This is a genomic window from Klebsiella sp. 1SOBk10mer (genome assembly GCF_046602535.1).
In the GTDB taxonomy this organism is placed as follows: Bacteria; Pseudomonadota; Gammaproteobacteria; order Enterobacterales; family Enterobacteriaceae; genus Klebsiella; species Klebsiella quasipneumoniae.
In genome coordinates this window covers 580,522-604,805 of sequence record NZ_JBKIUP010000002.1, presented here as the reverse complement: position 1 = coordinate 604,805, position 24,284 = coordinate 580,522, and the positions used below count along the sequence as shown (strand labels likewise).

Sequence of the window (24,284 nt, the reverse complement as noted above, 5' to 3'; positions counted from 1 at the left end):
CCACTATGAAATTTCCCGGTAAACGCAAATCCAAACACTATTTTCCCGTTAACGCCCGCGACCCGCTGCTACAGCAAATTCAGCCGGAGAATGAATCCAGCGTCTCCTGGGTGGTGGGTATCGACCAGACGCTGGTGGATATCGAAGCGAAAGTGGATGAGGCGTTTATCGTGCGCTACGGCCTGAGCGCGGGCCACTCTCTGGTGATTGAAGATGATGTCGCCGAGGCGCTGTACCAGGAGCTGGTGCGCAATAATCTTATTACTCATCAGTTTGCCGGCGGCACGATCGGCAATACCATGCACAACTACTCGGTGCTGGCGGACGATCGCTCGGTGCTGCTTGGCGTCATGTGCAGTAATATCGAAATCGGCGGCTATGCCTATCGCTACCTGTGCAATACCTCCAGCCGTACCGATCTGAACTATCTGCAGGGCGTTGACGGCGCCATTGGCCGCTGCTTCACCCTGATCAGCGATAGCGGCGAGCGCACCTTCGCCATTAGCCCGGGTCATATGAACAAGCTGCGCCCGGAAAGCATTCCGGAAGCGGTGATCGCTGGCGCCTCGGCGCTGGTGCTGACCTCCTACCTGGTACGCTGCAAGCCGGGCGAGCCGATGCCGGACGCGACGATGAAAGCCATCGAGTATGCCAAAAAGCATGATGTGCCGGTGGTGTTAACTCTTGGTACCAAATACGTGATTGCCGATAACCCGGCGTGGTGGCAGCAGTTCCTGCAGGATCATGTCTCGATTCTGGCGATGAATGAAGAGGAAGGGGAAGCGCTGACCGGTTTTGCCGATCCGCTGTCGGCGGCGGACAAAGCGCTGGACTGGGTCGACCTGGTGCTGTGCACCGCCGGACCGGCGGGGCTATATATGGCGGGCTTCACCGAAGAAGAGGCGAAGCGTAAAACCCAGCATCCGCTGCTGCCGGGGGCGATCCCGGAATTTAACCAGTTTGAATTCAGTCGCGCGATGCGTCACCAGGACTGCGTCAATCCGCTGCGTATTTATTCGCACATCGCGCCGTATATGGGCGGCCCGGAGAAGATCATGAACACCAACGGCGCAGGCGACGGCGCGCTGGCGGCGCTGCTGCATGACATCACCGCCAATAACTACCATCGCAATAACGTACCCAACTCCAGCAAACACAAATGCAAATGGCTGACCTACTCCTCGCTGGCGCAGGTGTGTAAATATGCCAACCGCGTGAGCTATCAGGTGCTGAACCAGCACTCGCCGCGTTTAACCCGCGGCCTGCCGGAACGTGAGGACAGCCTGGAAGAGGCGTACTGGGATCGATAAGCGAGTCCCTCTCCCGACGGGAGAGGGCTGTACATCAGCCAGTGACCACTTCACCGGCGGGTGGCGTTTCCAGAAGCTGCAGCATGGCGCGGGCAATTTCCCGCTCGCCCATCACCACCTGATTGGCCCCACGGTCGATAATGTAATCCACTTCATCATCGTAATGGGCGCGGGCGATAATCTCGATATTCGGACATTTTTCCCGTGCGGAGGCGACAATCTCGCCGGCCTCATAGCCGTTGGGAATGGTCAGCAGCAGCCAGCGAGCGCAGTCGAGATGCGCCAGCTCCATGATCTCTTCATTGGCGGCATTGCCCAGCACCGCGCTGATCCCGCGCTCGCGTAGCTCATCCACGCGGGTGCGCGAGGTTTCAACCACCACCAGCGGGATCCCCTGGGCCATCAGCTTCTCGCCCAGCAGGCTGCCGACGCGGCCGAAGCCGACCAGCAGCGCGTGGTTGCAGATATCGACCGGCACCTGCTTCTCGTCTTCCAGCACCTCTTCCAGGGTCTGCTCGTCGAGGGTTTCGGTTTTATCGAGATATTTTTCCAGCAGGGTAAACAGCACCGGGTTGAGCATAATCGAGATGATCGCCCCGGCCAGCACCAGGTTTTGCCCGGCCTGCGGCAGCAGGTTAAGCGCCATCCCCAGGCCGGCGAGAATAAAGGCAAATTCACCAATCTGCGCCAGGCTGGCGGCAATCGTCAGTGCGGTACGCGGCGAGTGGCCAAACATACGCACGAGGAAAAAGGCGGCTGCGGATTTACCAAAGATAATGATCGCCAGCGTCGCCAGCACCGCCAGCGGCTGCTGGACCAGCACCATTGGGTCAAACAGCATGCCGACGGAGACAAAGAACAGCACCGCGAAGGCGTCGCGCAGCGGCAGGGTGTCATGGGCGGCGCGGTGGCTCAGCTCGGATTCATTAAGCACCATGCCGGCAAAGAAGGCGCCGAGGGCGAAGGAGACATCAAACAGCTCCACGGCGCCGAAGGCGATGCCCAGCGCCAGGGCCAGCACCGACAGGGTGAACAGCTCGCGCGAGCCGGTGGCCGCGCTGCGGGACATGATCCACGGCACCAGCCGACGGCCGACCAGCATCATGATGGCGATAAAGGCCACCACTTTGCCAATGGTGATCCCGAGGTCGAGGGCGAGGGAAGCGAAGCCAACGTTGCCTTTCTCCGCCATACCGGCCACTGCCGGCAGCAGGACCAGCGTCAGGACCATCACCAGGTCTTCCACAATCAGCCAGCCGATGGCGATCTGCCCGCGCTGACTGTCAATCAGCTGTCGTTCCTCCAGGGCGCGCAGCAGCACCACGGTACTGGCGGTGGAGAGACACAGGCCAAAGACGATGCCGGTCATCAGCGACCAGCCAAGGGCGGCGGAGAGCGCCATACCCAACAGCGTCGCCACAGCTATCTGGGCGATGGCCCCGGGAATGGCGATCGACTTTACCGCCATCAGATCCTTGAGGGAAAAATGCAGCCCGACGCCGAACATCAGCAGGATCACGCCGAGTTCCGCCAGTTCCGGAGCCAGTTTGGTGTCAGCAACAAAGCCAGGGGTGAAAGGTCCGGCCAGCACGCCCGCTAAGAGATATCCCACCAGAGGAGAAATACGTAGCTTATTGGCAATCATGCCGAGAATAAAGGCGAGCACGAGGCCGCCGACAATGGTGGTGATTAGCGGTGTTGCGTGGTGCATTCCGTCTCCTTTCCAGTGGTGAATCGGTCCATTTTGCTACCCTGTCCGCGTAATAGTTTATGACAAAAACGTTCACTTTGTTTATGAATAATTCTTGAATTGTGCAAAAAAATGCAATTAGGGGATGAAAAGGCACAGAAGGGAAAATCGAGGGAGGAATGCGCGCATCAGGCCGATGGCGCAAGGGGTAACGGCGGCCAACGTTACACTTTGGCCGCCGGATAATCAGGCTTTTTGCCGGTTATCAGGAAGAAATATCGTCAGGAATCCCAGCAGCGGCAGGAAGGCGCAGATTTTATACACCAGGTCGATACTGGTATGGTCCGCCAGCAGGCCCAGCACCGCGGCGCCAAGGCCGCCCATGCCAAAGGCGAAGCCGAAAAACAGACCAGAAACCATACCGATACGTCCCGGCAGCAGCTCCTGGGCATAGACCAGGATAGCGGAGAAGGCCGAGGCGAGGATAAAACCAATGATCACCGTTAAAATCCCGGTCCATTCAAGGCTGGCATAGGGTAAAACAAGGGTGAAGGGCGCCACGCCGAGGATAGAGCCCCAAATAACATATTTTCGCCCAATCTTATCGCCAACGGGCCCGCCAATCACCGTCCCGGCGGCCACCGCGAACAGGAAGGCAAACAGATGCAGCTGGGCATTTTGCACCGATAAGCCGAATTTATGCATCAGATAAAACGTGTAATAGCTGCTGATGCTCGCCATATAGAAATATTTCGAGAAAATCAGCATCAGCAGAATACCTACCGCCAGAATCACCTTATTGCGCGGCAGCGGATTGACGATCGCCGGCTTCGGTTTGCCCTTATTCATCCGGTGCTGTGCGGCGTACCAGCGGCTGATTTGCGACAGCACGACGATAGCCAGCAGGGCGGCCAGTACGAACCAGGCGACGTTGCCTTTACCATACGGGGCGATGATCACCGCCGCCAGCAGCGGACCAAGCGAACTGCCGAAGTTGCCGCCGACCTGGAACAGCGACTGGGCCAGGCCGTGACGGCCGCCGGAGGCCATCCGCGCTACGCGGGACGATTCCGGATGGAAAACCGAGGAGCCGGTACCCACCAGCGCGGCGGCCAGCAGCACCATACCGAAGCTACCGGCCAGCGCCAGGAGGATCAAACCGCAGAGGGTAAAGCACATGCCCACCGGCAGCGACCACGGCATCGATCGTTTATCGGTAATATAGCCAATCACCGGCTGGAACAGCGATGAGGTGAGCTGGAAGGTGAGAGTGATCATCCCGATCTGCACAAAGGTAAGGGAGAACTCGGCCTGCAGCAGCGGGTAGATCGCGAGAATGAGCGACTGGATCATATCGTTAAGCAAATGGGACAGGCTGATCGCGCCTAAGATGCCAAACGAGGTGCGCGCTTTTTGCGGCGGCGCAGCGGGGCCGGACACGGGTTGAGCGGTCTGATTGATTGCCATAGGTTCACGTCACTTTTTTATATAGCTTTCGTTATTTGTACGCCATGCGACTGCCCTGATTTTCCCGGCTACTGCATGGGAAATATGACGAACGGGCTAACGCACTGCCATACAACGCGAAGGCGTATAGAGGATGCAGGTGGAATTATTATCCAACTAACATACCTGCTGACAAGGTTTGAAGGAAGTCGCAATTCTGAAAACATATTTGTCAATGCGACTAACTCGCTATACTTTCGGCACTTGGGATTAAGTCAGGGAGTGAAGCATGCATTGTTTAAAACACAGCGTGGCGCTGGCGTTATTCGCCGCGTTATCGCTGGGCAGCCTGTCCGCGCAGGCCTATGAGCAGGATAAAACCTATAAAATTACCATCCTGCACACCAACGATCACCACGGCCATTTCTGGCGCAATGACTACGGCGAATATGGCCTCGCGGCGCAGAAAACGCTGGTGGACGGTATTCGTAAAGAGGTGGCGGCTGAAGGCGGTAGCGTTCTGCTGCTGTCCGGCGGGGATATCAATACCGGGGTGCCGGAGTCTGATTTACAGGATGCAGAGCCCGATTTTCGCGGCATGAACCTGATCGGCTACGACGCGATGGCGGTGGGGAACCACGAGTTTGATAATCCGCTGAGCGTGCTGCGCCAGCAGGAAAAGTGGGCGAAGTTCCCGTTCCTGTCGGCCAATATTTATCAGAAAAGCACCGGCGAACGGCTGTTCAAACCCTGGGCGCTGTTTAAGCGCGGCGGGTTAAAAATCGCGGTGATTGGCTTAACCACTGACGATACGGCCAAGATTGGCAATCCAGAATATTTCACCGATATCGAATTCCGCAAACCGGCGGAAGAGGCGAAGCTGGTGATCCAGGAGCTGCAGCAGAATGAAAAGCCGGACGTGATCCTGGCCACCACCCATATGGGCCACTATGACAACGGCAACCACGGCTCTAACGCGCCGGGGGATGTCGAGATGGCGCGGAGTTTACCCGCGGGCTCGCTGGCGATGATCGTCGGCGGTCACTCGCAGGATCCGGTGTGCATGGCGTCGGAAAATAAAAAGCAGGTCGACTATGTGCCAGGGACGCCGTGCGCCCCAGATCGTCAGAACGGCATCTGGATCGTCCAGGCGCATGAGTGGGGCAAATACGTCGGCCGCGCCGATTTTGAGTTCCGCAACGGCGAGATGAAGCTGGTGCACTATCAGCTGATCCCGGTCAACCTGAAGAAAAAAGTGACTTACGATAACGGCCAAAGCGAGCGGGTGCTGTATACGCCGCAGATCGCGGAGAACCCGCAGATGATGTCGCTGCTGACGCCGTTCCAGAACAAAGGTAAGGCGCAACTGCAGGTCAAGATCGGCAGCGTGAATGGTCATCTGGAGGGCGATCGCAGTAAAGTGCGTTTCGTGCAGACCAATATGGGCCACCTGCTGCTGGCGGCGCAGATGGCGCGCAGTAATGCGGATTTCGCGGTGATGAGCGGCGGCGGGATCCGCGACTCCATTGAGGCGGGCGATATCACCTACAAGGATGTGATGAAGGTCCAGCCGTTCGGCAATGTGCTGACCTATGTCGATATGAGCGGCAAGGAGGTGGTGGATTACCTGACCGCCGTCGCGCAGATGAAGCCAGATTCCGGCGCCTATCCGCAGTTTGCCAACGTCAGCTTTGTGGCCAAAGACGGCAAGTTGAACGATCTGAAAATCAAAGGCGAACCGGTGGATCCGTCGAAGACCTATCGGATGGCGACGCTGAGCTTTAACGCCACCGGCGGCGATGGTTACCCGAACATCGCCGATAAACCTGGGTATGTGAATACCGGCTTTATCGATGCCGAAGTGCTGAAAGAGTATATCGAGAAGAACTCGCCGCTGGATGCCGCCGCCTATGAGCCGAAAGGCGAGGTGAGCTGGCAGTAAGCCTGGGTTTCGGGTGAGCTATTTCCACGGTGGCGCTACGCTTACCGTGGCTATGAGTTGGGGAGCCCGGATAAGGCGCGTGCGCCGTTATCCGGGATAGTGTTATCAATCGCGGCGGGCGATATCGGCGAACTTCGCATCCAGAAGCTGCGCCAGATCGCTGGCCGCCAGCTCAATATCCAGCCCGCGTTTGCCGCCGGAAATATAGATAGTGGCAAATTCCTGCGCCGGGGAGTCAATCACCGTCGGCAGGCGCTTCTTCTGCCCCAGCGGACTGATACCGCCCACCAGATAGCCGGTGATACGCTGCGCCACCATCGGGTCGGCCATGTCGACTTTCTTGGCGCCCAGCGCTTTCGCCACTTTCTTCAAATCCAGTTGCCCGGCGACCGGGGTGACAGCGACCGCCAGATGCTTCATATCGCCATTAACGGCGACCAGCAGGGTCTTGTAAACCTGATCGGCATTGAGGCCGAGCTTGCGCACCACTTCATCACCGAAGTTGGTCTCATTGGGATCGTGATCGTAACTGTGGATCTGAAAGGGAATTTTGTTTTTTTCGAGTAATTTAACGGCGGGAGTCATAGCTATCCTTCTTACCAACCGGTTTTGCGTGACGTCAGAATACGCCCGCAGGTTGTCTAAAAAATAGTACCATCTTGCGCAATAGTGTTGGCAGTGATGGTCACTTTGAGCGACAATCAGACGATCCGGGATACAAATCCCGGGATAATAATAATGATGAAATTCCTCTTTGACGGGCCAATAGCAATATTGGCCATTTTTTTATGTCAGCATATCCGGCAGATTCCCTTCGCCATACAGATGCAGCGCGCCGACGGCGACCACGTAGCGCCCCGGCGGCAAGGCCAGCAGCGTCTCGCGCCAGGCGAGATTGCGCTGATGCATCAGCACATCATATAAAGACTGGCTGAAGGTCGTCGGCAGCGATACCGCACCGCGCGACGGCGGTTGCTCCAGCCACCAGCCGATCATGACCTGCAGTAAACGGGCGTTGGTGCGCCAGTGGGTCAGCGTATCTTCCAGCAGCGCCATTCCGCCATCGGGCAGGTCGCGCAGCAGCGCGATCTGGCTGTCGGCGCCTTCCAGCTCCATCACCGCTATGTTGCTCTCGCGGGCGGCCATCAGCAACTGATAATCGATACCGTAATCCGGCCGCAGCCCCAGCTTCTGCGCCTGGGTGGCCTGCAGAACCATCGCCACCTGCCACAGCGGCTGGCTGTCGAACAGCTCGACCGACAGGCCCAGCTCGCCGGCTCGCGCTTGTAGCTCGCTCAGCTGCGCGTCGCTCAGGCGCTCCGCCAGCGGCGGATAAGCGGGGAGATTGCTAAACGGGGTTTCATTGCCGCTGATATCGGCCTCGACGATTAACGCATCGGCCTGACGTATTTTTTTCAGCAGTTTCGCTGGCGGCGGCGCCATGTCGCGGGTGCCCATATGGATGCTGCCGACGAGGTGCAGATAGCGTTCGCCGGGCAGGACGATATCCATCGCAGGCCAGGAATAAGACGAGCCGACGGCGGCTCGCCACAGCATTTTTATCCGGTTTAACAGGCCCATACGCGCTCCGAAGTGTGAGGCATTCATGCTAGCGCATATGGTGATACACGTCACCCTTCCGGCGGGCTTTTCTTGTCCCGGAAAAAAAGCGGGCGCCGATCCTGTCAGCGTCCGCTTTCCTGCAGCAGCGTTTACTCTTTTGGTTTAAAGCGCAACAGGCGGTTAGCGTTACTCACCACGGTGATCGACGATAGCGCCATCGCCGCGCCGGCGACCACCGGATTGAGCAGCGTGCCGGTCAGCGGCCAGAGGATCCCGGCGGCAATCGGGATGCCCAGCGAGTTGTAGACAAAGGCCCCCAGCAGGTTCTGCTTCATATTGCGTAAGGTCGCCTTCGAAATCGCCAGCGCATCGGCCACGCCGTGAAGACTATGGCGCATCAGGGTGATCGCCGCGGTTTCAATAGCGACATCGCTGCCGCCGCCCATGGCGATCCCGACATCCGCCTGCGCCAGCGCGGGGGCATCGTTAATCCCATCGCCAACCATCGCCACTTTGTGTCCCTGGCTCTGCAGACGCTTAATGGCGTCGGCTTTACCGTCCGGCAGCACGCCGGCAATCACTTCATCAATGCCGGCTTCTTTGGCGATGGCATTCGCGGTAGTGGGGTTATCCCCGGTGAGCATCACCAGGCGGTAGCCCTGACGATGCAGGCGCGCCAGGGCGTCGACGCTGTCTTCGCGCAGTGGGTCACGGATGGCGAACAGCGCGGCCGCCTGACCATCCACCGCCAGCAGCACCGGCGTAGCGCCGCGCGAGGCCTGCGCCATCATCTCGCTTTCTATATCGCTGGTGGCGATATGCTGCTCGTTGAGCAGCGCCTGGTTGCCGAGCAGCAGGCGATGACCTTCCGCCTCACCGCTGACGCCAAGGCCGCGCAGGGTGCGGAAGCCGCTCACTTCCGGCAACGGGCTGTCTCCGGCTTTATCGAGGATCGCTCGCGCCAGCGGATGGCTTGAGCCCTGCTCGAGCGCGGCGGCAAGACGCAGCGCGGTAATCTCATCAACGCCAGCGAAAGTTTTCACCGCCACCACCTGCGGCTTGCCTTCGGTCAGGGTGCCGGTTTTATCGAACACCAGGGTGTCGAGTTCACTGGCGCGCTGCAGCGCATCGGCGTCGCGCACCAGTACGCCGTATTCCGCCGCCCGGCCAACGCCGGAGATGATCGACATTGGCGTCGCCAGCCCTAAGGCGCACGGACAGGCGATAATCAGCACCGTGGTGGCGATCACCAGGGTATAGACGATCTGCGGCGCCGGGCCGAAGAAGTACCAGATCGCCGCGCTAATCAGCGCAATGGCGACCACCGCCGGGACAAACACCGCGGAGATTTTATCCGCCAGCTGGCCGATCTCCGGCTTGCTGCTCTGCGCCTGGCGCACCATGCGAATAATACGTGCCAGCGTGGTCTGGCTGCCGACGGCGCTGGCGGTGAACAGCACGCTGCCGTCCTGCACCACGGTGCCGGCGTGAATGGCATCGCCATCGCCTTTTTGCTGTGGTACCGGTTCGCCGGTGAGCATCGCTTCATCAAACCAGGCTTCGCCCTGGCTTATCACACCGTCAACCGGAACGCGATCGCCAGTGGTCAGGCGCAGCGTCATGCCGGCCTGAACTTCAGCGAGCGGCAGATCCTTTTCTCCCTCAGGGGTCACCACGCGGGCTGAAGGCGGCGTCAGGTCGAGCAGTTTTTCCAGCGCTTTTGAGGAGCGCTGGCGGGCGCGGGCCTCCAGCATATGGCCGAGGTTAATCAGACCGATAATCATTGCGCTGGCTTCGTAATAGAGATGGCGGGCTTCCATCGGGAACCACTGTGGCCACAGGTTGACGCTCATCGAGTACAGCCAGGCGACGCCGGTACCGAGCGCCACCAGCGTATCCATGGTGGCGGTGCCGTTTTTCAGGCTTTTCCACGCACTGCGGTAGAAGTGCCCGCCGGCGAAGACCATCACCGCAAGGGTGACGAGGCCGATGACCAGCCACAGCGAACGGTTGTCGTCGCTGACCATCATGTTATCGCCGATCATGCCCCAGACCATCACCGGCACGCCGACCAGCAGGGCGACAATCGCCTGCCAGCGAAAACGTTTCATGGTGGCGATGGCGGTTTCCTGCTGACGTTCGCGGCGTTCCAGATCGTCCTCGATCGCCTCCGCGCCGTAGCCCGCTTTCTCCACCGCCTGCACTAATTCTGCGGCGGACGCACTGCCCATCACCAGCGCCGTGCGTTCCGCCAGGTTAACCCGCGCCTGTGAGACGCCCGGCACCGCGACAAGCGCGTTCTGTACCCGGGAGACGCAGCTGGCGCAGCTCATGCCGTTGATCAGCAGCTGTTGACTGTCATCTTCGTCATGGGCTGCCGGAAGCTCAGGAGTGGCCGCTGTCAGTGCTTCCGACGGGATTGATGATTCTGCCAGCGGTTTAGCCTTTGGGTGGCTGAGCTCCGCGCCGTATCCGGCTTGTTTAACGGTTTCAATCAGCGCTTGTGCGCTGGCGCTGCCCGTCACATGGGCTTCAGTGAGGGTGACTTCCGCTTGCTCAACGTCAGGACGCTGCTCCAGACTCTCTTTCACGCGTTTGACGCAGTGGCCGCAGGAGAGGCCATCCAGCGTCAGGTCGATAGTGTTAGACATAAATAACTCCTGAATAATTTTCCGGTCAACGATTGACCAGAACCACTCTTTCATCGAGTATTAAGAAGGTTAAACCTTCCAGCAAGGGGAAGGTCAAGGAGAAAAAATGAATATCAGCGATGTGGCGAAAAAAACCGGCTTAACCAGCAAAGCGATTCGTTTTTACGAAGAAAAGGGGCTGGTGACGCCGCCGTTGCGCAGCGAAAACGGCTACCGCACCTACGGTCAGCAGCATCTCGATGAACTGACGCTGCTGCGCCAGGCGCGGCAGGTGGGGTTTAACCTGGAAGAGTGCCGCGAGCTGGTGGCCTTGTTCAACGACCCGTCGCGGCACAGCGCCGATGTGAAAAAACGCACGCTGGAGAAAGTGGCGGATATCGAGAACCATATCCGCGAGCTGCAAAATATGCGCGCGCACCTGCTGGCGCTGGCCGAATCCTGTCCCGGCGACGACAGCGCGGAATGCCCGATTATCGATAATCTTTCCGGCTGCTGTCATCGCAAGGCGCAGGCTTAACGAACGACGGGTCTGATCCGTAGCGTAATCCCTTCCACGGCGACCACTTCGACTTGACTGCCTGGGGTGAGGTCCTCGTCAGCCATCACCGGCCATGAGCTGTCGCCAACGCGCACGTGGCCGCGGCCGTTTACCAGCGGGGCATCCAGCGTCAAACGGCGGCCTATCAGCTGCTGCCCGCGCTGGTTGAGTTGAGCATCGGCAGGACGCTGCAGTTTGACGCGCTTGCGCAGCCACTTCGACCACAGCCACGCCGCCAGCAGAGTGAGGACGGCAAACAGCGTGCCTTGCCATTCCCAGCTCAGCGGCAGGAGCCAGGTCAGGGCGCCGGTCACCACGCCGGCGACGCCGCTCCACAGCAGGTATCCGCTGCCGCCCAGCATCTCGGCCGCCAGCAGCAGCCCGCCGAGGCTTAGCCAGAACAGATGAGGGTGGGCGAGGATCATGTCGATCATGATTTTTTCCGATCGCCAGCGCCTTCTTTGATCAGCTCGCTGATCCCGGCGATCGATCCCATCAGGCTGCTGGCATCCAGCGGCATCAGCACCACTTTACTGTTGTTGGCGGCGCCAATCTGCTGCAGCGCATCGGTGTATTTCTGCGCCACGAAGTAGTTGATCGCCTGAATATCGCCTGAGGCGATCGCCGAGGAGACCATCTGGGTGGCGCGGGCTTCCGCTTCAGCGGAACGCTCGCGGGCCTCCGCCTGCAGGAAGGCGGACTGCCGCTCGCCCTCCGCCTTGAGGATCTGCGACTGCTTTTCCCCTTCCGCTTTCAGAATTTCCGCCTGACGCACCCCTTCGGCCTCAAGGATATAGGCGCGTTTGGTACGTTCGGCTTTCATCTGGGCATTCATCGAGGCGATAAGCTCCGCCGGTGGGCGAACGTCGCGAATTTCGACGCGGGTGATTTTCACCCCCCACGGGTTGGTGGCGTCGTCAACGATATGCAGCAGGCGGGTGTTAATGCTGTCGCGCTGGGAGAGCATTTCATCCAGCTCCATCGAGCCGAGCACGGTACGAATGTTGGTCATCGTCAGGTTGACGATCGCCTGCTCAAGATTGCTGACCTCGTAGGCGGCCTTTGGCGCGTCAACCACCTGAATAAAGCAAACGGCGTCGATGGTGACGTTGGCGTTATCTCTGGAGATAACCTCCTGTGAGGGGATGTCGAGCACCTGCTCCATCATGTTCACTTTGCGGCCGATGCGGTCCATAAACGGCACGACTAAGCTTAATCCCGGCTGCAGCGTCTGGGTAAAACGCCCGAAGCGCTCCACCGTCCACTGGTAGCCCTGCGGGACGATTTTCACCGCCGCGGCCACAATGACCAGCGCGACGAAAATAAGGATAGGAATAAAAATCAGCATCAAAAACCTCCTGTCTTGTTGCCTGGTGAAGCGCTACAAAGAAATAGCGCGTGTTTAAACTGAGTATATCTTTCTCCACCACCGGGAGAAAGGAAAGTGCGGTAAACTAGCGGTGTTTCAGAAAATAATCAGGAAGCCTCATGAAGGAAAATAACGCGCTTTTGCGTCTCGAGGGTGTGGGATTTAAGACCGACGACGCAGTTATTTTACACAATATCAATCTTGAGCTCAGACCCGGGGAATTTAAGTTGATTACCGGGCCTTCCGGCTGCGGGAAAAGCACCTTGCTGAAAATTATCGCCTCGCTGCTCAGTCCGACCTCCGGACGCCTGTTTTTCGACAATGCCGATGTCGCGACGCTGTCGCCGGAAAGGTATCGCCAGCAGGTCTCTTACTGTGCGCAGACGCCGGCGCTGTTCGGGGATTCGGTTTACGATAACCTGATTTTTCCGTGGCAGATCCGCAATAAACAACCGGATCCGCAGGCGCTGGTGGCCGACCTGCAGCGCTTTGGTCTTGGCGAAAATATGCTGGAAAAATCGATTAATGAACTATCCGGCGGGGAAAAGCAGCGCGTCTCGCTGATCCGCAATTTACAATTTCTGCCGCGCGTGCTGCTGCTGGACGAAATTACCAGCGCGCTGGATGACAGTAATAAACAGAATGTGAATGACATTATTCATGGCTATGCGACGGAAAAGCAGGTCGCTGTTCTGTGGGTCACCCACGATCGCAACGAAATTTCGCATGCCGATGAAGTGATTACCTTGCAGCCTGCCGGCGGAAACATGCAGGAGGTACGGCATGAACGGGCATAACATTACGAACGAATCGCTGGCGCTGTCGATGGTGCTGGTGCTGATCGCTATTCTGGTGAGCTATCGGGAAAAGCTGGCGCTGGAAAAAGATATTCTCTGGAGCATCTGCCGGGCGATCGTGCAGCTGATTATCGTCGGCTATGTATTGAAATATATCTTTAACGTCAATCATGCGGTTCTGACGCTGTTGATGGTGCTGTTTATCTGCTTTAACGCGGCGTGGAATGCCAAAAAGCGCAGCAAGTATATCGATAAGGCTTTTGTCTCGTCATTTATCGCCATCACCACCGGCGCCGGGCTGACGCTGGCGGTGCTGGTGTTCTCTGGATCGATAGCCTTCGTCCCGATGCAGGTGATCCCGATTGCCGGGATGGTGGCCGGGAACGCCATGGTAGCGGTGGGACTGTGCTACAACAATATGGGCCAGCGCTTCAGCAGCGAGCAGCAGCAGATTCAGGAGAAGCTAAGCCTCGGCGCGACGCCGAAAATGGCCTCGGCGCGGCTGATCCGCGACAGCATTCGCGCGTCATTGATACCCACCGTCGATTCAGCGAAAACGGTCGGCCTGGTGAGCTTGCCAGGGATGATGTCGGGGCTAATTTTTGCCGGTATTGACCCGGTAAAGGCGATTAAGTACCAGATCATGGTGACCTTTATGCTGCTGTCGACCGCCAGCCTGTCGACGATTATCGCCGGCTATCTGACCTACCGGAAGTTCTTCAACGCCCGCCATCAGCTGGTGGTGACCCAGCTGAAAAAGCGCCCGTGAACGATCCCGGGTTGCGGCGTTCACGCCTCACCCGGGCGACTAAGGCTACGTTCCGCATCGTTCGCGTAGCCCGGATAAGCGCAGCGCTATCCGGGGCTGGCAACGGATTAGTACAGCAGCGAATAGAGCTGACGGCGGTATTTGGCGGCCAGCGCATCGCCGGTACCGAGGGCGGCGAGGATCTCCTGCAGCATCTTGCGCGCCTGGCCGTCGCCAGCGCCTAAATCCTTCTGCAGATGGCTGAACAGCAGCGCCAGCGCTTCTTCGTTACGCCCGACCTGATGCAGCTGTAGCGCCAGCTGGGAGGCCAGCTGCGCGTCCTCCGGATTCTGTTCCACCTGCTGCTGCAGCTGCTGGATTTCCGGCGTGTCGGCGGCCTGTTTGAGCAGCTCAATCTGCGCCACCAGACCCTGATAGTGGGTATCCTGATCCTGCAGCGGAATAGTCTTCAGTACATTTTCCGCTTCATCGGAACGGTGCAGAGCAATCAGCGTTTCCGCCAACAGCAGGCCAATCTGGCTGTCCTGATTCGACAGCTGCCAGGCCTCCTTCAGCAGCGGCAGGGCATCGGCGTATTTTTCTTCCTGCATCAGGGCCAGGGCCTGCTGCGCTTTCAGCTCCTCTTCGCGGGGCAGGACTTTATCCAGCAGGGCGCGGATCGCTTCTTCCGGCTGCGGGCCTTCAAAACCGTCCACTGGTTGGCCGTTCTGGAACAGATAAACCGTAGGGATGGCGCGCAGACCAAACTGTGAAGCGAGCATTTGCTCGGCGTCGCAATCGACCTTTGCCAGCGTAAACTGGCCGTTGTATTGAGCGGCCAGGCGCTCAAGAACCGGGGTCAGCTGTTCGCAGTGCTGGCTGCGGGCAGACCAGAAGTAAAACAGCACCGGGACGTTCATGGACTGCTGTAGCGTCTGCTGCAGGTTCGCTTCGCTAATGTTGACAATATTCTGTTCGGACATGGGCATTTCTCGTTAGTCGATTTCTGTTTTACATGGGGGCGGCATGCCGCGCTTCAACTCAGCCGTGGATAATTTTGTCCATCGCGCGGGCTGGCAGCAGGCGTTTGAGCAGCGCCACCGCGTGGGTGACCAGGGTGACCGGGTAGCGCAGCTTCGGCTTATCGCTGATAAAAGCGTGGCGCACTTTTTCCACTACCGCCTCCGGCCCGAGGGTAAAACGGGCGGCGATGCCCGGGTTTTCAACGGGCTTGTCGCTTTGCGTCTGGTTGACGTTATCGGTAAAGCGGGTGCGGATCGGGCCCGGCTCAATCAGGCTGACCTTGATACCGCTGTGACGCAGCTCCATGCGCAGCGCGTCGGACCATGCCTCGAGGGCGTATTTACTGGCGGCGTAGGCGCCGCGGCCGGGGCTGGCGATAAGCCCCATCACCGACGAGGTCATCACGATGCGACCTTCGCCGTGCGGCGTCATCGCTGGCAGCAGCAGCATGGTGAGCTGATGGGCACCGAAAAAGTTAGCGGAAAACTGCTGTTCCATCTGCTGGCGGCTGATGGTGTTCAGCGGGCCATAGACGCCGTATCCGGCGTTATTGAACAGGCCGTAGAGACGATCATCGGTCAGCGCAAGCACCTCCGCCGCCGCGCGCTCCACGCTCTGCGGGTCGTCCAGATCGAGCAAAATACCGGTTAGCCCCAGCTCCTGCATCCGCGCCACGTCCTCTGCCTTGCGGCAGGCCGCCAGCACGCGAAAGCCCTGGCGGGTTAAATCCAGTGCGCTTTCCAGACCAATTCCGCTGGAACAGCCTGTCACTAAAACCGTTTTTTGCATAACTTTACCTGTCAGCGACCCCTGGCGTTCAGGAGTCATGATTAACTAAGGGAGCCAGCCGGTTCGCCATCCACTCGGCGATAAACGGCTGCGCGTCGCGATTCGGGTGAATGCCGTCGTCCTGCATCCACTGGGGTTTCAGATACACCTCCTCCATAAAAAAGGGCAGGAGAGGAATAGCGAACTCTTTGGCCAGGGCCGGGTAAATCGCGCCGAAGGCTTCATTATAGCGGCGGCCATAGTTCGCCGGCAGGTGAATTTGCATCAGCAGCGGCTCGGCGTTGGCCGCTTTGATATCCTTAATAATGGTGCGCAGCGTCTGCTCGGTCTGCTGCGGCGGAAAGCCGCGTAGCCCGTCATTGCCGCCGAGCTCAACCAGCACCCAGCGCGGCTGATGCTGTTTAAGCAGCGCAGGCAGACGGGCCAGCCCTTGCTGGGAGGTATCGCCGCTGATGCTGGCGTTCACCACTGGCGTTTTCGCCTGCCACTTCTCATTGAGCAGCGCAGGCCACGCGGCGTTGGCCGCCATCCGATAGCCAGCGCTCAGGCTGTCGCCGAGGATCAGCAACGTATCCGCCGCCATCGCGCGGCAGGTAAACAGGAACAAAAACAGGAAAGGCACATGCCAGCGGAAAACATACTTGAAGTTCATCATCTTAAGAAGTCCGTCGGTCAGGGGGAGCATCAGCTCTCCATCCTTACCGGAGTTGAGCTGGTTGTCAAACCGCGGCAGACCATCGCCCTGATCGGCGAGTCGGGCTCCGGTAAATCGACCCTGTTGGCGATCCTCGCCGGCCTGGACGATGGCAGCAGTGGGGAAGTATCGATGCTGGGCAAACCGCTGCATCGGATGGATGAGGAGGCGCGGGCGGCGCTGCGGGCGCAGCACGTCGGTTTTGTCTTTCAGTCGTTTATGCTGATCCCGACGCTCAACGCCCTGGAGAACGTCGAGCTGCCGGCGCTGCTGCGTGGCGCCAGCGACAGCCAGAGCCGGGGCGATGCCCGCGCGCTGCTTGAGCAGCTGGGGCTTGGCAAACGCCTGCACCACCTGCCGGCACAGCTCTCCGGCGGTGAACAGCAGCGGGTCGCGCTGGCCCGGGCCTTCAATGGTCGTCCGGCCATTCTGTTCGCCGATGAGCCCACCGGCAACCTCGATCGCCAGACCGGGGATAAAATTGCCGATCTGCTGTTCTCGCTTAATCGCGAACACGGCACCACCCTGATCCTCGTCACTCACGATCCGCTGCTGGCGGCGCGCTGCGACCGTCGTCTGCGCCTGGTGGATGGCCAGCTGCGGGAGGAAGCATGATCGCCCGCTGGTTCTGGCGCGAATGGCGCTCGCCGTCGCTGCTGATCGTCTGGCTGGCGTTAAGCCTCGCCGTGGCCTGCGTGCTGGCCCTGGGGTCGATAAGCGATCGGATGGAGAAAGGCCTCAGCCAGCAAAGCCGTGAGTTTATGGCAGGCGACCGCACGCTGCGCAGTTCGCGCGAGGTGCCTGCTGAGTGGATCGCGCAAGCGGGCCAGTCAGGGCTGAGCGTCAGCGAACAGCTGAGCTTCGCCACCATGACCTTTGCGGGCGATACGCCGCAGCTGGCGGACGTCAAGGCGGTGGATGACCGCTATCCGCTGTATGGCACTCTCGAGACGCAGCCGCCGGGGCTGAAGCCCCAGGCGGGCAGCGTGCTGCTGGCGCCAAGGTTGATGGCGCTGCTGAACCTGAAAACCGGCGATACGATTGACGTTGGCGACGCCACGCTGCGCATTGCCGGGGAAGTGATTCAGGAGCCGGATGCGGGGTTCAACCCCTTCCAGATGGCGCCGCGGCTGATGATGAATATGGCCGACGTGGCAAAGACCGGCGCCGTGCAGCCCGGGAGTCGCGTCGCATGGCGCTATAAGTTCGCCGGCGACGCTGAACAGCTGGCCAATTATGAGCAGTGGCTGCTGCCGAAACTCGGCCCGGAGCATCGCTGGATTGGTCTTGACCAGGACGACAGCGCGTTGGGCAAATCCCTCGAACGCTCGCAGCAATTCCTGTTGTTATCCGCGCTGCTGACGCTGCTGCTGGCCGTCGCGGCGGTGGCTGTGGCGATGGGCCACTACTGCCGCAGCCGCTACGATCTGGTCGCCATACTCAAGACGCTGGGCGCCGGACGGGCGCAGCTGCGCAAGCTGATTGTCGGCCAATGGCTGCTGCTGTTGACGCTGTCGCTGATAACCGGCGGGGCAGCAGGGCTAGCGCTGGAGCGCCTGCTGCTGCTGGTGCTCAAACCGGTTCTGCCCGCCGCGCTCCCGCCGGCCAGCGGCTGGCCGTGGCTGTGGGCGGTGGGCGCGACCGGCGTGATTTCCCTGCTGGTGGGCCTGCGCCCCTATCGGCTGCTGCTGGCGACCCTGCCGCTGCGGGTGCTGCGCCAGGACGTGGTGGCTAACGTCTGGCCGCTGAAAATCTGGATCCCGACGGTCAGCGCCGTGGTGGTGGGCCTGCTGGCGTGGCTGATGGGCGGCAGCCCCCTGCTGTGGTCGGTGCTGGCCGGGGCGGTGGTGCTGGCGCTGCTGTGCGGCCTGGTGGGCTGGGGATTGCTGTGGCTGCTCAAACGCCTGACGCTCAGCGCCTTGCCGCTGCGTCTGGCGGTGAACCGCCTGCTGCGCCAGCCGTGGTCGACCCTCAGCCAGCTGGCGGCGTTTTCCCTGTCGTTTATGCTGCTGGCGCTCCTGCTGGTGCTGCGCGGCGATCTGCTCGACCGCTGGCAGCAGCAGCTGCCCCCGGAGAGCCCAAACTACTTCCTGATCAATATCGCCCCTGAGCAGATAATGCCGGTGAAGACTTTCCTCGCCGAACACCAGACGCGGGCGACGGAATTTTATCCGATCGTCCGGGCTCGTCTGACGCAGATCAACGGCCACTCCACGGACGGGAACAAAGACGAAGCGCTGAATCGCGAGCTTAATCTCACCTGGAGCGAACAGCGTCCGGATCATAATCCGCTGGTGGCCGGCAGCTGGCCGCCGAAGCCGGGCGAGGTATCGATTGAGGAGGGGCTGGCGCAGCGGCTGGGGGTGAAGATCGGCGATACGGTGACCTTTACCGGCGATACTCAGGACTTCAGCGCGAAGGTGAGCAGCGTGCGCAAAGTTGACTGGGAGAGCCTGCGGCCCAACTTCTTCTTTATTTTCCCCTCCGGGGCGCTGGACGGGCAGCCGCAGAGCTGGCTCACCAGCTTCCGCTGGGATAACGGTCCCGCGATGTTGACCCAGTTGAACCGCGAGTTTCCTACAGTCAGCCTGCTGGATATCGGCGCCATCCTGCGTCAGGTCGGCCAGGTGCTCTCCCAGGTCAGCCGGGCGCTGGAGGTGATGGTGGGCCTGGTCACGGCCTGCGGCGTGCTGCTGTTGCTGGCGCAGGTCCAGGTCGGTATGCGCCAGCGGCATCAGGAGCTGGTGGTCTGGCGCACGCTGGGGGCCGGAAAATCGCTGCTGCGCGCCACGCTGTGGGCGGAGTTTGCCCTGCTGGGGCTGGTTTCCGGCCTGGTGGCGGCGATAGGCGCCGAAGTGGCGCTGGCGATGCTGCAGACGAAAGTCTTTGATTTTCCCTGGGCGCCGGACTGGCGGCTGTGGGTGATGCTGCCGCTGACGGGGGCGGTGTTGTTATCCCTGTGCGGCGGCGGGCTGGGGCTGCGTTTGTTAAAAGGGAAAGCGTTGTTCCGTCAGTTTAGCCAGTAAGATTATTGCATTTTGATGATGCGCCGCCGTTTTTGGTGGCGCTTTTATTTTAAGCGCACAAATTGATAACTCGTTGATTTTTAAGCGCACAAAACATTAAAAAACCGACAACACGCTGTACTGATTCGCGGTTAATATTCAGCTGGTAAATATAAGGTTGCTTATTAATCAAGGAAAAACTATGGCACATAAAATAAAAGCGCTGGCGATCTCGATCGGCGCAACACTGGTGTTCATTTCATTTGCTTCTCACGCGGAGATCACGCTGCTGAAACAAGATCCGCAGGCGGGCGATCCGTTAAGCCGGCTTAACTTTACCGTCGGCGGGAGTATTCGTCCGCAATTCAACATGATGACCGGCGATGGCGATAAAGGCTCCTATAAGCGTAACGGTTTCGACGGCGGCACCCGTTTCCGCTTCGCGGCGGATTACTACCTGTTCGATGATATTAGCTGGATCAGCTACTACGAACTGGGGGTGAACATTCCGGCGCTGTTCGACTGGGATAATCACTACGCGGAAGGGGCGAACAATACTACCCGCCGCATGCTGTATACCGGCCTGAAAAGCGATACCTGGGGGACGTTAACCTACGGTCAGCAAAACAGTATTTACTATGATGTGGTGGGGGTGAAAACCGATATCTGGGACTACGACATGATCGGCCAGGCGCCGGGCAACGGCATTAACGGCGATTACGATGGTTCTTATCGTTCACGTAATATGCTGAAATATAAGAAAACCGTTGGCGATGTCGATCTTTACGGCTCTTATCTGTTCGAAGACAGCGAATACCTGCCGGGTAACGGTCTGCGCTATAAACGTAAAGGCGGCGGTTCTGTTGGCGCGGACTACCACATCATGAAGGATCTGACCTGGGGGACCGCATGGAACTACACCCGCGCCGAAATGCGCGACCCGTCAACTTCCGACAGCAAAACCTATGACCAGAACATCGTCGGTACTGCGCTGAGCTGGACCCCGGATAACTGGACCTTCTCCTTCGGCGGCGGCTGGTATCAGAACTTCCTCACTACCAAAAAAACCGATGTGCATAATTACTTCGCCGGCGACGCCTGGGGGATTGAATATTTTGCGGGCTATAAATTCCCGATCAATCAATACGCTGTTAAATCTATTCAGCCGTACTTTATGGGCGATCGCCTGCAGTACGTGAATGGCCGCAACTACCAGCGTATCGATAACGGTCTGGGGATTAGCTTCCAGCTGGATTACGGTTTCCGCGTTGACTACGAGCACGTGTTTACCTCCAGCACCGACAATCTGGGCGATATGAACCTGGTGCGTCTGCGCTACGACTTCTAAGCGGTCACATCTCCCCGGTCGCGATGCGCTCACCGGGGCTACAAATCGTGCCGACCGGTAGCCCGGCTAAGGCGTTTACGCCGCAAGCCGGGACAATCGAGCATGCGATTACTTCGCCAGCCAGGCGGCGACCTCCTGCCAGCTGCCGCGAAAAATAATCTTCCCGGCTTTTTTCCCCAACTGATAGCGATACATCGGGTCGTAGTATTCTTCCAGTAGCGGCACCAGCCAGGCGAAGTGCGCCTCGGTGCTGGCGGTGCGCTGCTGCTGCGCCAGCGCCTCATCGAGGCGTTCAGTGAGCTGGGCAAAACGCTGCAGCCCCAGGCGACGGCGGATGGCAAACAGGCCGTGATGCAGATACTCGCCGTATGCCTGCCAGCCTTTCTCTTCGCCATACGCGGCGATAAAGTCGCGATACATGCGATCGAAATACTCCTCGCGCAGCCGTTCGAGGCGAACGTCAAACGGATCTTCCACCACCGCCAGCGGCGATTGCGCCATGCGGATGCGCAGGCACTCCGGCAGATGGTTGGCGCCGATCATATGGCCTTCATCTTCCAGCACCCAGCGCGTCTGCTGTTCGGCTTTTTTGAGCAGGCTGACCGCCAGGTGGTTTTCAAAGGTGGCTTGCGGATGCTGCGGCTGTAGCGTGCGGCCAAACGAAGAGCCGCGGTGGTGGGCATGGCCCTCCAAATCGATACCGTCCGGTCGCGAGCAAACCAGCTGGGTTTTGCCGTTGCCGGTGCAGCCGCCAATCAGCACGATCGGCCGCTGTACCAGCGCGTCGGTAGCCTGGATCGCCGCCTGGCGCAGCGCTTTATAGCCGCCGACGATCAGGGGGTAATCCACGCCAGCTTCTTTCAGCCACTGCTGGACAATATGCGAGCGCTGGCCGCCGCGGGCGCAGCACAGGTAACCGTGCGGGTAACGGGCGCATGCTTCCAGCCATGACCGGATCCGGCTGGCGCGCAGATCGCCCTGAACCAGCTTATGGCCGAGCGCCAGCGCCGCTTCCGGCCCCTGGCGCTTATAGCAGGTGCCGACTGCGGCGCGCTCTTCATCATTCATCAGCGGCAGGTTGATCGCCGCCGGCATCGCGCTTTGGCTAAACTCCACCGGGGCGCGTACGTCAATCAGTGGCGTATCGCTGGCGAGAATGGCGCGATAATCCGTCCCATTGGTCATGGGGTATCCTCTGAAGTCAAAACAGAAATGGGCTTTACAGCAAGGGGGGGATTGTACGCGCCTCAAGGTGTGCCGGGGAAGGGGATAGATCAAATCCCCGGCACGAAGAGTTTAGCTGAGCTGCGATTGCGCCCAGAACAGACCGCTGGTGTACTCCGCTGGCAGCAGCGGCTTGATCGCTTCCAGCGTCGCGCTCAGACGGTCAGTATCGCTGTCGGTCAGGTTCAGGTGGCCGACTTTACGACCCGGGCGCACCTCTTTATCGTACCAGTGCAGGTGGACCAGCGGCAGCTTCAGCCAGTCGTAATTGAGATCGGTGCCGATCAGGTTGATCATTACCGACGGGCTGTTAACCACTGGCGGCGGCAGCGGCAGGCCGGTAATCGCTCGCAGATGCAGCTCAAACTGGCTGATGGAGGCGCCATTTTGCGTCCAGTGGCCGCTGTTGTGCACGCGCGGCGCCAGCTCGTTGATCAGCAGTCCCTCGGCAGTGACGAAGCACTCCATCGCCATCACGCCGACGTAGTTCAGCTCGTTCATGATCGCCGTCAGCATGCTTTCCGCTTGCTCCTGCTGGCGGACATTGGCCTGCGGGAAGGCGACGCTGGCGCGCAGAATACCGTCCTGATGCAGGTTGCGGGTCAGCGGGTAGAAGACGGTGCTGCCGTCATGGGCGCGGGCACCCACCAGCGACACTTCGCCGGAGAAGTTAATCCCCTGCTCGACGATGCACTCGCCGTAGTTATCGGCCGGTAGCTGATCGATCTCGTTTTCCCGCAGACGCCACTGGCCGCGGCCGTCGTAACCGCCAACGCGACGCTTAACGATCGCCAGTTCGCCAAGGCGGGCAAACACCGCCGGCCACTCGCTTTTATCCGCCAGCAGCTGCCACGGGGCAGTGGCGAGACCAAGCTTGTCAAACAGCTGCTTTTGCGTCAGGCGATCGGCGATAATCGGGAAGACGTCGCGGTTGACGAACGCCGGGTGGCGGGCCAGCTCGCGGGTGAGGGCGGTTTCCGGCCAGCGTTCAATTTCTGCCGTGATGACGCTCTGCTGGAATGGCACCGCTTCCGGATCGGCTTCCAGCCCCACCGGCCAGACGGCGATACCCAGCGGCTCGCCGGCCTGGCGCAGCATACGGCCTAACTGGCCGTTGCCGAGTACGCATACCTGTTTCATGCCGCACCCCGCGGGTCCGGGTTATCCAGCACTTCATCGGTTTGCGCCTGGCGCCAGGCGCTCAGGCGCTGGTGGAGTTCAGCATCATGCTGGGCGAGGATCTGCGCGGCGAGCAGACCGGCGTTCGCGGCGCCGGCTTTGCCGATGGCCAGTGTGCCGACCGGAATACCGCGCGGCATCTGAACAATGGAGTAAAGACTGTCGACACCGCTTAAGGCTGCGCTCTGAACCGGTACGCCGAGCACTGGCACCAGGGTTTTCGCCGCAATCATGCCCGGCAGATGCGCCGCGCCGCCTGCCCCAGCAATAATCACCTGATAGCCATTGCTTTCGGCGCTTTCAGCGAAGCTGAACAGCTTATCGGGCGTGCGATGGGCGGAGACCACTTCGACATGGTACGGAACGTTCAGGGCATCAAGAATTTCTGCGGTAAATTGCATGGTAGCCCAGTCGCTTTTGGACCCCATCACGATGGCGATACGCGCCGAATTATTGCGGGAAGACATGCGTCTTAAAACTCCTGTGGGTGTGTTTCACACTGCTTTAGAGGCCACAGAGAATAGCATGAACTGCCGGCAAGGAAAACGGTTGCGTGTGCATGGTTAGCCGTCTTTTGTCTCACTCTGCGATGACGACGATCGCGGCTTAATGGCCTTGATCTCATTCATGCAACAAGTGATAAGCAGTACTAACCCCCAGGGGAGCATCAGGGTGCCCATCATCAGTAAATAGATTTGTACCAGTCGGCTCTCGTGAGGGCGGGTACAGAGCAAATAAATGGCATAGAAATAAATAGCCCACGCCAGCATCGCACACCAGACAAACGTCAGCGTGTTGCCGAGAGCGATGCCGATTAAGGCGATATAACTTATCCCTAACGGATTGAGGATCGCGATGATCATTCCCCAGATCAGCGGCTGGCTCCACTTTTTCCTGCTCATGCTCGTTCCTTGAGAGTGATGTTGTGGAAGACTAGCATGCGCAATGCCGGCAGGAGCATACCTCCG

23 protein-coding genes are annotated in these 24,284 nt (G+C 59.5%); 8 read left to right on the top strand and 15 right to left on the bottom strand.

All coding sequences use genetic code 11. The features are described 5' to 3' along the window. The first annotated feature begins 5 nt into the window (after positions 1–5). Positions 6–1,310 (top strand): inosine/guanosine kinase, encoded by a 1,305-nt coding sequence (locus tag ACLH1I_RS08605; RefSeq protein WP_032455647.1) that lies wholly within the window; start codon positions 6–8, stop codon positions 1,308–1,310. Positions 1,311–1,344: 34 nt separating this feature from the next. Here the strand turns inward: ACLH1I_RS08605 and ybaL are convergent, their stop codons facing one another. Beyond that, on the bottom strand, positions 1,345–3,021 hold the full coding sequence (gene ybaL, locus ACLH1I_RS08600) for a YbaL family putative K(+) efflux transporter (protein ID WP_004204732.1): 1,677 nt from the start codon (positions 3,019–3,021) through the stop codon (positions 1,345–1,347). Positions 3,022–3,246: 225 nt separating this feature from the next. Next, positions 3,247–4,467, bottom strand: a complete 1,221-nt coding sequence (locus tag ACLH1I_RS08595) for an MFS transporter (RefSeq protein ID WP_004204731.1) — start codon at positions 4,465–4,467, stop codon at positions 3,247–3,249. 268 nt (positions 4,468–4,735) lie between these two features. On the opposite strand from ACLH1I_RS08595, the gene ushA reads away from it, so the two are divergent. Next, positions 4,736–6,388 carry a bifunctional UDP-sugar hydrolase/5'-nucleotidase UshA gene (gene ushA, locus ACLH1I_RS08590; RefSeq protein ID WP_004204729.1) on the top strand — a complete coding sequence of 551 codons (1,653 nt, stop codon included), beginning with the start codon at positions 4,736–4,738 and terminating at the stop codon, positions 6,386–6,388. Positions 6,389–6,493: 105 nt separating this feature from the next. Here the strand turns inward: ushA and ybaK are convergent, their stop codons facing one another. From ybaK to copA, 3 genes are all read right to left on the bottom strand, one after another. Continuing rightward, positions 6,494–6,973: a Cys-tRNA(Pro)/Cys-tRNA(Cys) deacylase YbaK gene (ybaK, locus tag ACLH1I_RS08585; RefSeq protein ID WP_048294272.1), complete on the bottom strand. Its 480-nt coding sequence runs from the start codon at positions 6,971–6,973 to the stop codon at positions 6,494–6,496. 201 nt (positions 6,974–7,174) lie between these two features. Then, complete coding sequence (locus ACLH1I_RS08580; protein WP_023319864.1) at positions 7,175–7,969, bottom strand: TraB/GumN family protein; 795 nt, start codon at positions 7,967–7,969, stop codon at positions 7,175–7,177. Positions 7,970–8,100: 131 nt separating this feature from the next. Beyond that, positions 8,101–10,602 carry a copper-exporting P-type ATPase CopA gene (gene copA / locus ACLH1I_RS08575; protein WP_151628474.1) on the bottom strand — a complete coding sequence of 834 codons (2,502 nt, stop codon included), beginning with the start codon at positions 10,600–10,602 and terminating at the stop codon, positions 8,101–8,103. A gap of 106 nt (positions 10,603–10,708) precedes the next feature. Here copA and cueR point away from each other — a divergent pair, with 106 nt between their 5' ends. Next, a complete protein-coding gene (cueR, locus tag ACLH1I_RS08570) occupies positions 10,709–11,119 on the top strand; it encodes a Cu(I)-responsive transcriptional regulator (protein ID WP_004204725.1) in 411 nt (136 codons plus the stop codon). On the opposite strand, the gene ACLH1I_RS08565 is transcribed toward cueR, so the two are convergent. Further along, positions 11,116–11,574, bottom strand: coding sequence for an NfeD family protein (locus ACLH1I_RS08565; protein ID WP_151628475.1), 459 nt, complete (start codon positions 11,572–11,574; stop codon positions 11,116–11,118). The genes cueR and ACLH1I_RS08565 overlap by 4 nt on opposite strands. Then, on the bottom strand, positions 11,571–12,488 hold the full coding sequence (locus ACLH1I_RS08560) for an SPFH domain-containing protein (RefSeq protein WP_004204723.1): 918 nt from the start codon (positions 12,486–12,488) through the stop codon (positions 11,571–11,573). The genes ACLH1I_RS08565 and ACLH1I_RS08560 overlap by 4 nt, the downstream gene beginning before the upstream one ends. 140 nt (positions 12,489–12,628) lie before the next feature. On the opposite strand from ACLH1I_RS08560, the gene fetA reads away from it, so the two are divergent. Together fetA and fetB are read left to right on the top strand one after the other, a co-directional pair. After that, positions 12,629–13,306 (top strand): iron efflux ABC transporter ATP-binding subunit FetA, encoded by a 678-nt coding sequence (gene fetA / locus ACLH1I_RS08555; RefSeq protein WP_004204722.1) that lies wholly within the window; start codon positions 12,629–12,631, stop codon positions 13,304–13,306. Continuing rightward, positions 13,293–14,075 carry an iron efflux ABC transporter permease subunit FetB gene (gene fetB / locus ACLH1I_RS08550; protein ID WP_004204721.1) on the top strand — a complete coding sequence of 261 codons (783 nt, stop codon included), beginning with the start codon at positions 13,293–13,295 and terminating at the stop codon, positions 14,073–14,075. The genes fetA and fetB overlap by 14 nt, the downstream gene beginning before the upstream one ends. A gap of 107 nt (positions 14,076–14,182) precedes the next feature. Here the strand turns inward: fetB and ACLH1I_RS08545 are convergent, their stop codons facing one another. Genes ACLH1I_RS08545 through tesA form a run of 3 tightly spaced genes read right to left on the bottom strand, consistent with a single transcriptional unit; the run spans position 14,183 to position 16,518 of the window. Beyond that, positions 14,183–15,037: a co-chaperone YbbN gene (locus ACLH1I_RS08545; RefSeq protein WP_004204720.1), complete on the bottom strand. Its 855-nt coding sequence runs from the start codon at positions 15,035–15,037 to the stop codon at positions 14,183–14,185. A gap of 58 nt (positions 15,038–15,095) precedes the next feature. Then, positions 15,096–15,905 carry an SDR family oxidoreductase gene (locus ACLH1I_RS08540; protein ID WP_162922366.1) on the bottom strand — a complete coding sequence of 270 codons (810 nt, stop codon included), beginning with the start codon at positions 15,903–15,905 and terminating at the stop codon, positions 15,096–15,098. Next, positions 15,895–16,518, bottom strand: a complete 624-nt coding sequence (gene tesA, locus ACLH1I_RS08535) for a multifunctional acyl-CoA thioesterase I/protease I/lysophospholipase L1 (RefSeq protein WP_025999119.1) — start codon at positions 16,516–16,518, stop codon at positions 15,895–15,897. The genes ACLH1I_RS08540 and tesA overlap by 11 nt, the downstream gene beginning before the upstream one ends. Between tesA and ybbA the strand changes: the two genes are divergently transcribed. Both ybbA and ybbP read left to right on the top strand, forming a co-directional pair. Further along, positions 16,489–17,175 carry a putative ABC transporter ATP-binding protein YbbA gene (gene ybbA / locus ACLH1I_RS08530; RefSeq protein ID WP_004146399.1) on the top strand — a complete coding sequence of 229 codons (687 nt, stop codon included), beginning with the start codon at positions 16,489–16,491 and terminating at the stop codon, positions 17,173–17,175. The two genes, tesA and ybbA, sit on opposite strands and share 30 nt — an antisense overlap. Then, a complete protein-coding gene (gene ybbP, locus ACLH1I_RS08525) occupies positions 17,172–19,586 on the top strand; it encodes a putative ABC transporter permease subunit YbbP (protein WP_411302769.1) in 2,415 nt (804 codons plus the stop codon). The genes ybbA and ybbP overlap by 4 nt, the downstream gene beginning before the upstream one ends. Here the strand turns inward: ybbP and ACLH1I_RS08520 are convergent. Further along, positions 19,548–19,676 carry a hypothetical protein gene (locus ACLH1I_RS08520; protein ID WP_032426074.1) on the bottom strand — a complete coding sequence of 43 codons (129 nt, stop codon included), beginning with the start codon at positions 19,674–19,676 and terminating at the stop codon, positions 19,548–19,550. The genes ybbP and ACLH1I_RS08520 overlap by 39 nt on opposite strands. Before the next feature lie 91 nt (positions 19,677–19,767). On the opposite strand from ACLH1I_RS08520, the gene ACLH1I_RS08515 reads away from it, so the two are divergent. Continuing rightward, complete coding sequence (locus ACLH1I_RS08515) at positions 19,768–20,913, top strand: porin (RefSeq protein WP_151628477.1); 1,146 nt, start codon at positions 19,768–19,770, stop codon at positions 20,911–20,913. Between the two features lie 108 nt (positions 20,914–21,021). On the opposite strand, the gene mnmH is transcribed toward ACLH1I_RS08515, so the two are convergent. The 4 genes from mnmH to ACLH1I_RS08495 all read right to left on the bottom strand — a co-directional run bounded on the left by mnmH (position 21,022) and on the right by ACLH1I_RS08495 (position 24,218). Continuing rightward, positions 21,022–22,098, bottom strand: coding sequence for a tRNA 2-selenouridine(34) synthase MnmH (gene mnmH, locus ACLH1I_RS08510; protein ID WP_048323211.1), 1,077 nt, complete (start codon positions 22,096–22,098; stop codon positions 21,022–21,024). A 111-nt stretch (positions 22,099–22,209) separates the two neighbouring features. Further along, on the bottom strand, positions 22,210–23,277 hold the full coding sequence (gene purK / locus ACLH1I_RS08505; RefSeq protein WP_004204712.1) for a 5-(carboxyamino)imidazole ribonucleotide synthase: 1,068 nt from the start codon (positions 23,275–23,277) through the stop codon (positions 22,210–22,212). Continuing rightward, complete coding sequence (purE, locus tag ACLH1I_RS08500; RefSeq protein ID WP_004204711.1) at positions 23,274–23,783, bottom strand: 5-(carboxyamino)imidazole ribonucleotide mutase; 510 nt, start codon at positions 23,781–23,783, stop codon at positions 23,274–23,276. The genes purK and purE overlap by 4 nt, the downstream gene beginning before the upstream one ends. 96 nt (positions 23,784–23,879) lie before the next feature. After that, a complete protein-coding gene (locus ACLH1I_RS08495; RefSeq protein ID WP_017898880.1) occupies positions 23,880–24,218 on the bottom strand; it encodes a hypothetical protein in 339 nt (112 codons plus the stop codon). Positions 24,219–24,284: the final 66 nt, after the last annotated feature.

Bases quoted from the DNA above. Each gene is read 5' to 3' on its own strand.
- ACLH1I_RS08605 (WP_032455647.1), top strand. From the start codon at position 6: ATGAAATTTCCCGGTAAACGCAAATCCAAACACTATTTTCCCGTTAAC.
- ybaL (WP_004204732.1), bottom strand. From the start codon at position 3,021: ATGCACCACGCAACACCGCTAATCACCACCATTGTCGGCGGCCTCGTG.
- ACLH1I_RS08595 (WP_004204731.1), bottom strand. From the start codon at position 4,467: ATGGCAATCAATCAGACCGCTCAACCCGTGTCCGGCCCCGCTGCGCCG.
- ushA (WP_004204729.1), top strand. From the start codon at position 4,736: ATGCATTGTTTAAAACACAGCGTGGCGCTGGCGTTATTCGCCGCGTTA.
- ybaK (WP_048294272.1), bottom strand. From the start codon at position 6,973: ATGACTCCCGCCGTTAAATTACTCGAAAAAAACAAAATTCCCTTTCAG.
- ACLH1I_RS08580 (WP_023319864.1), bottom strand. From the start codon at position 7,969: ATGGGCCTGTTAAACCGGATAAAAATGCTGTGGCGAGCCGCCGTCGGC.
- copA (WP_151628474.1), bottom strand. From the start codon at position 10,602: ATGTCTAACACTATCGACCTGACGCTGGATGGCCTCTCCTGCGGCCAC.
- cueR (WP_004204725.1), top strand. From the start codon at position 10,709: ATGAATATCAGCGATGTGGCGAAAAAAACCGGCTTAACCAGCAAAGCG.
- ACLH1I_RS08565 (WP_151628475.1), bottom strand. From the start codon at position 11,574: ATGATCGACATGATCCTCGCCCACCCTCATCTGTTCTGGCTAAGCCTC.
- ACLH1I_RS08560 (WP_004204723.1), bottom strand. From the start codon at position 12,488: ATGCTGATTTTTATTCCTATCCTTATTTTCGTCGCGCTGGTCATTGTG.
- fetA (WP_004204722.1), top strand. From the start codon at position 12,629: ATGAAGGAAAATAACGCGCTTTTGCGTCTCGAGGGTGTGGGATTTAAG.
- fetB (WP_004204721.1), top strand. From the start codon at position 13,293: ATGAACGGGCATAACATTACGAACGAATCGCTGGCGCTGTCGATGGTG.
- ACLH1I_RS08545 (WP_004204720.1), bottom strand. From the start codon at position 15,037: ATGTCCGAACAGAATATTGTCAACATTAGCGAAGCGAACCTGCAGCAG.
- ACLH1I_RS08540 (WP_162922366.1), bottom strand. From the start codon at position 15,905: ATGACTCCTGAACGCCAGGGGTCGCTGACAGGTAAAGTTATGCAAAAA.
- ybbA (WP_004146399.1), top strand. From the start codon at position 16,489: ATGCCAGCGGAAAACATACTTGAAGTTCATCATCTTAAGAAGTCCGTC.
- tesA (WP_025999119.1), bottom strand. From the start codon at position 16,518: ATGAACTTCAAGTATGTTTTCCGCTGGCATGTGCCTTTCCTGTTTTTG.
- ybbP (WP_411302769.1), top strand. From the start codon at position 17,172: ATGATCGCCCGCTGGTTCTGGCGCGAATGGCGCTCGCCGTCGCTGCTG.
- ACLH1I_RS08515 (WP_151628477.1), top strand. From the start codon at position 19,768: ATGGCACATAAAATAAAAGCGCTGGCGATCTCGATCGGCGCAACACTG.
- mnmH (WP_048323211.1), bottom strand. From the start codon at position 22,098: ATGACCAATGGGACGGATTATCGCGCCATTCTCGCCAGCGATACGCCA.
- purK (WP_004204712.1), bottom strand. From the start codon at position 23,277: ATGAAACAGGTATGCGTACTCGGCAACGGCCAGTTAGGCCGTATGCTG.
- purE (WP_004204711.1), bottom strand. From the start codon at position 23,783: ATGTCTTCCCGCAATAATTCGGCGCGTATCGCCATCGTGATGGGGTCC.
- ACLH1I_RS08495 (WP_017898880.1), bottom strand. From the start codon at position 24,218: ATGAGCAGGAAAAAGTGGAGCCAGCCGCTGATCTGGGGAATGATCATC.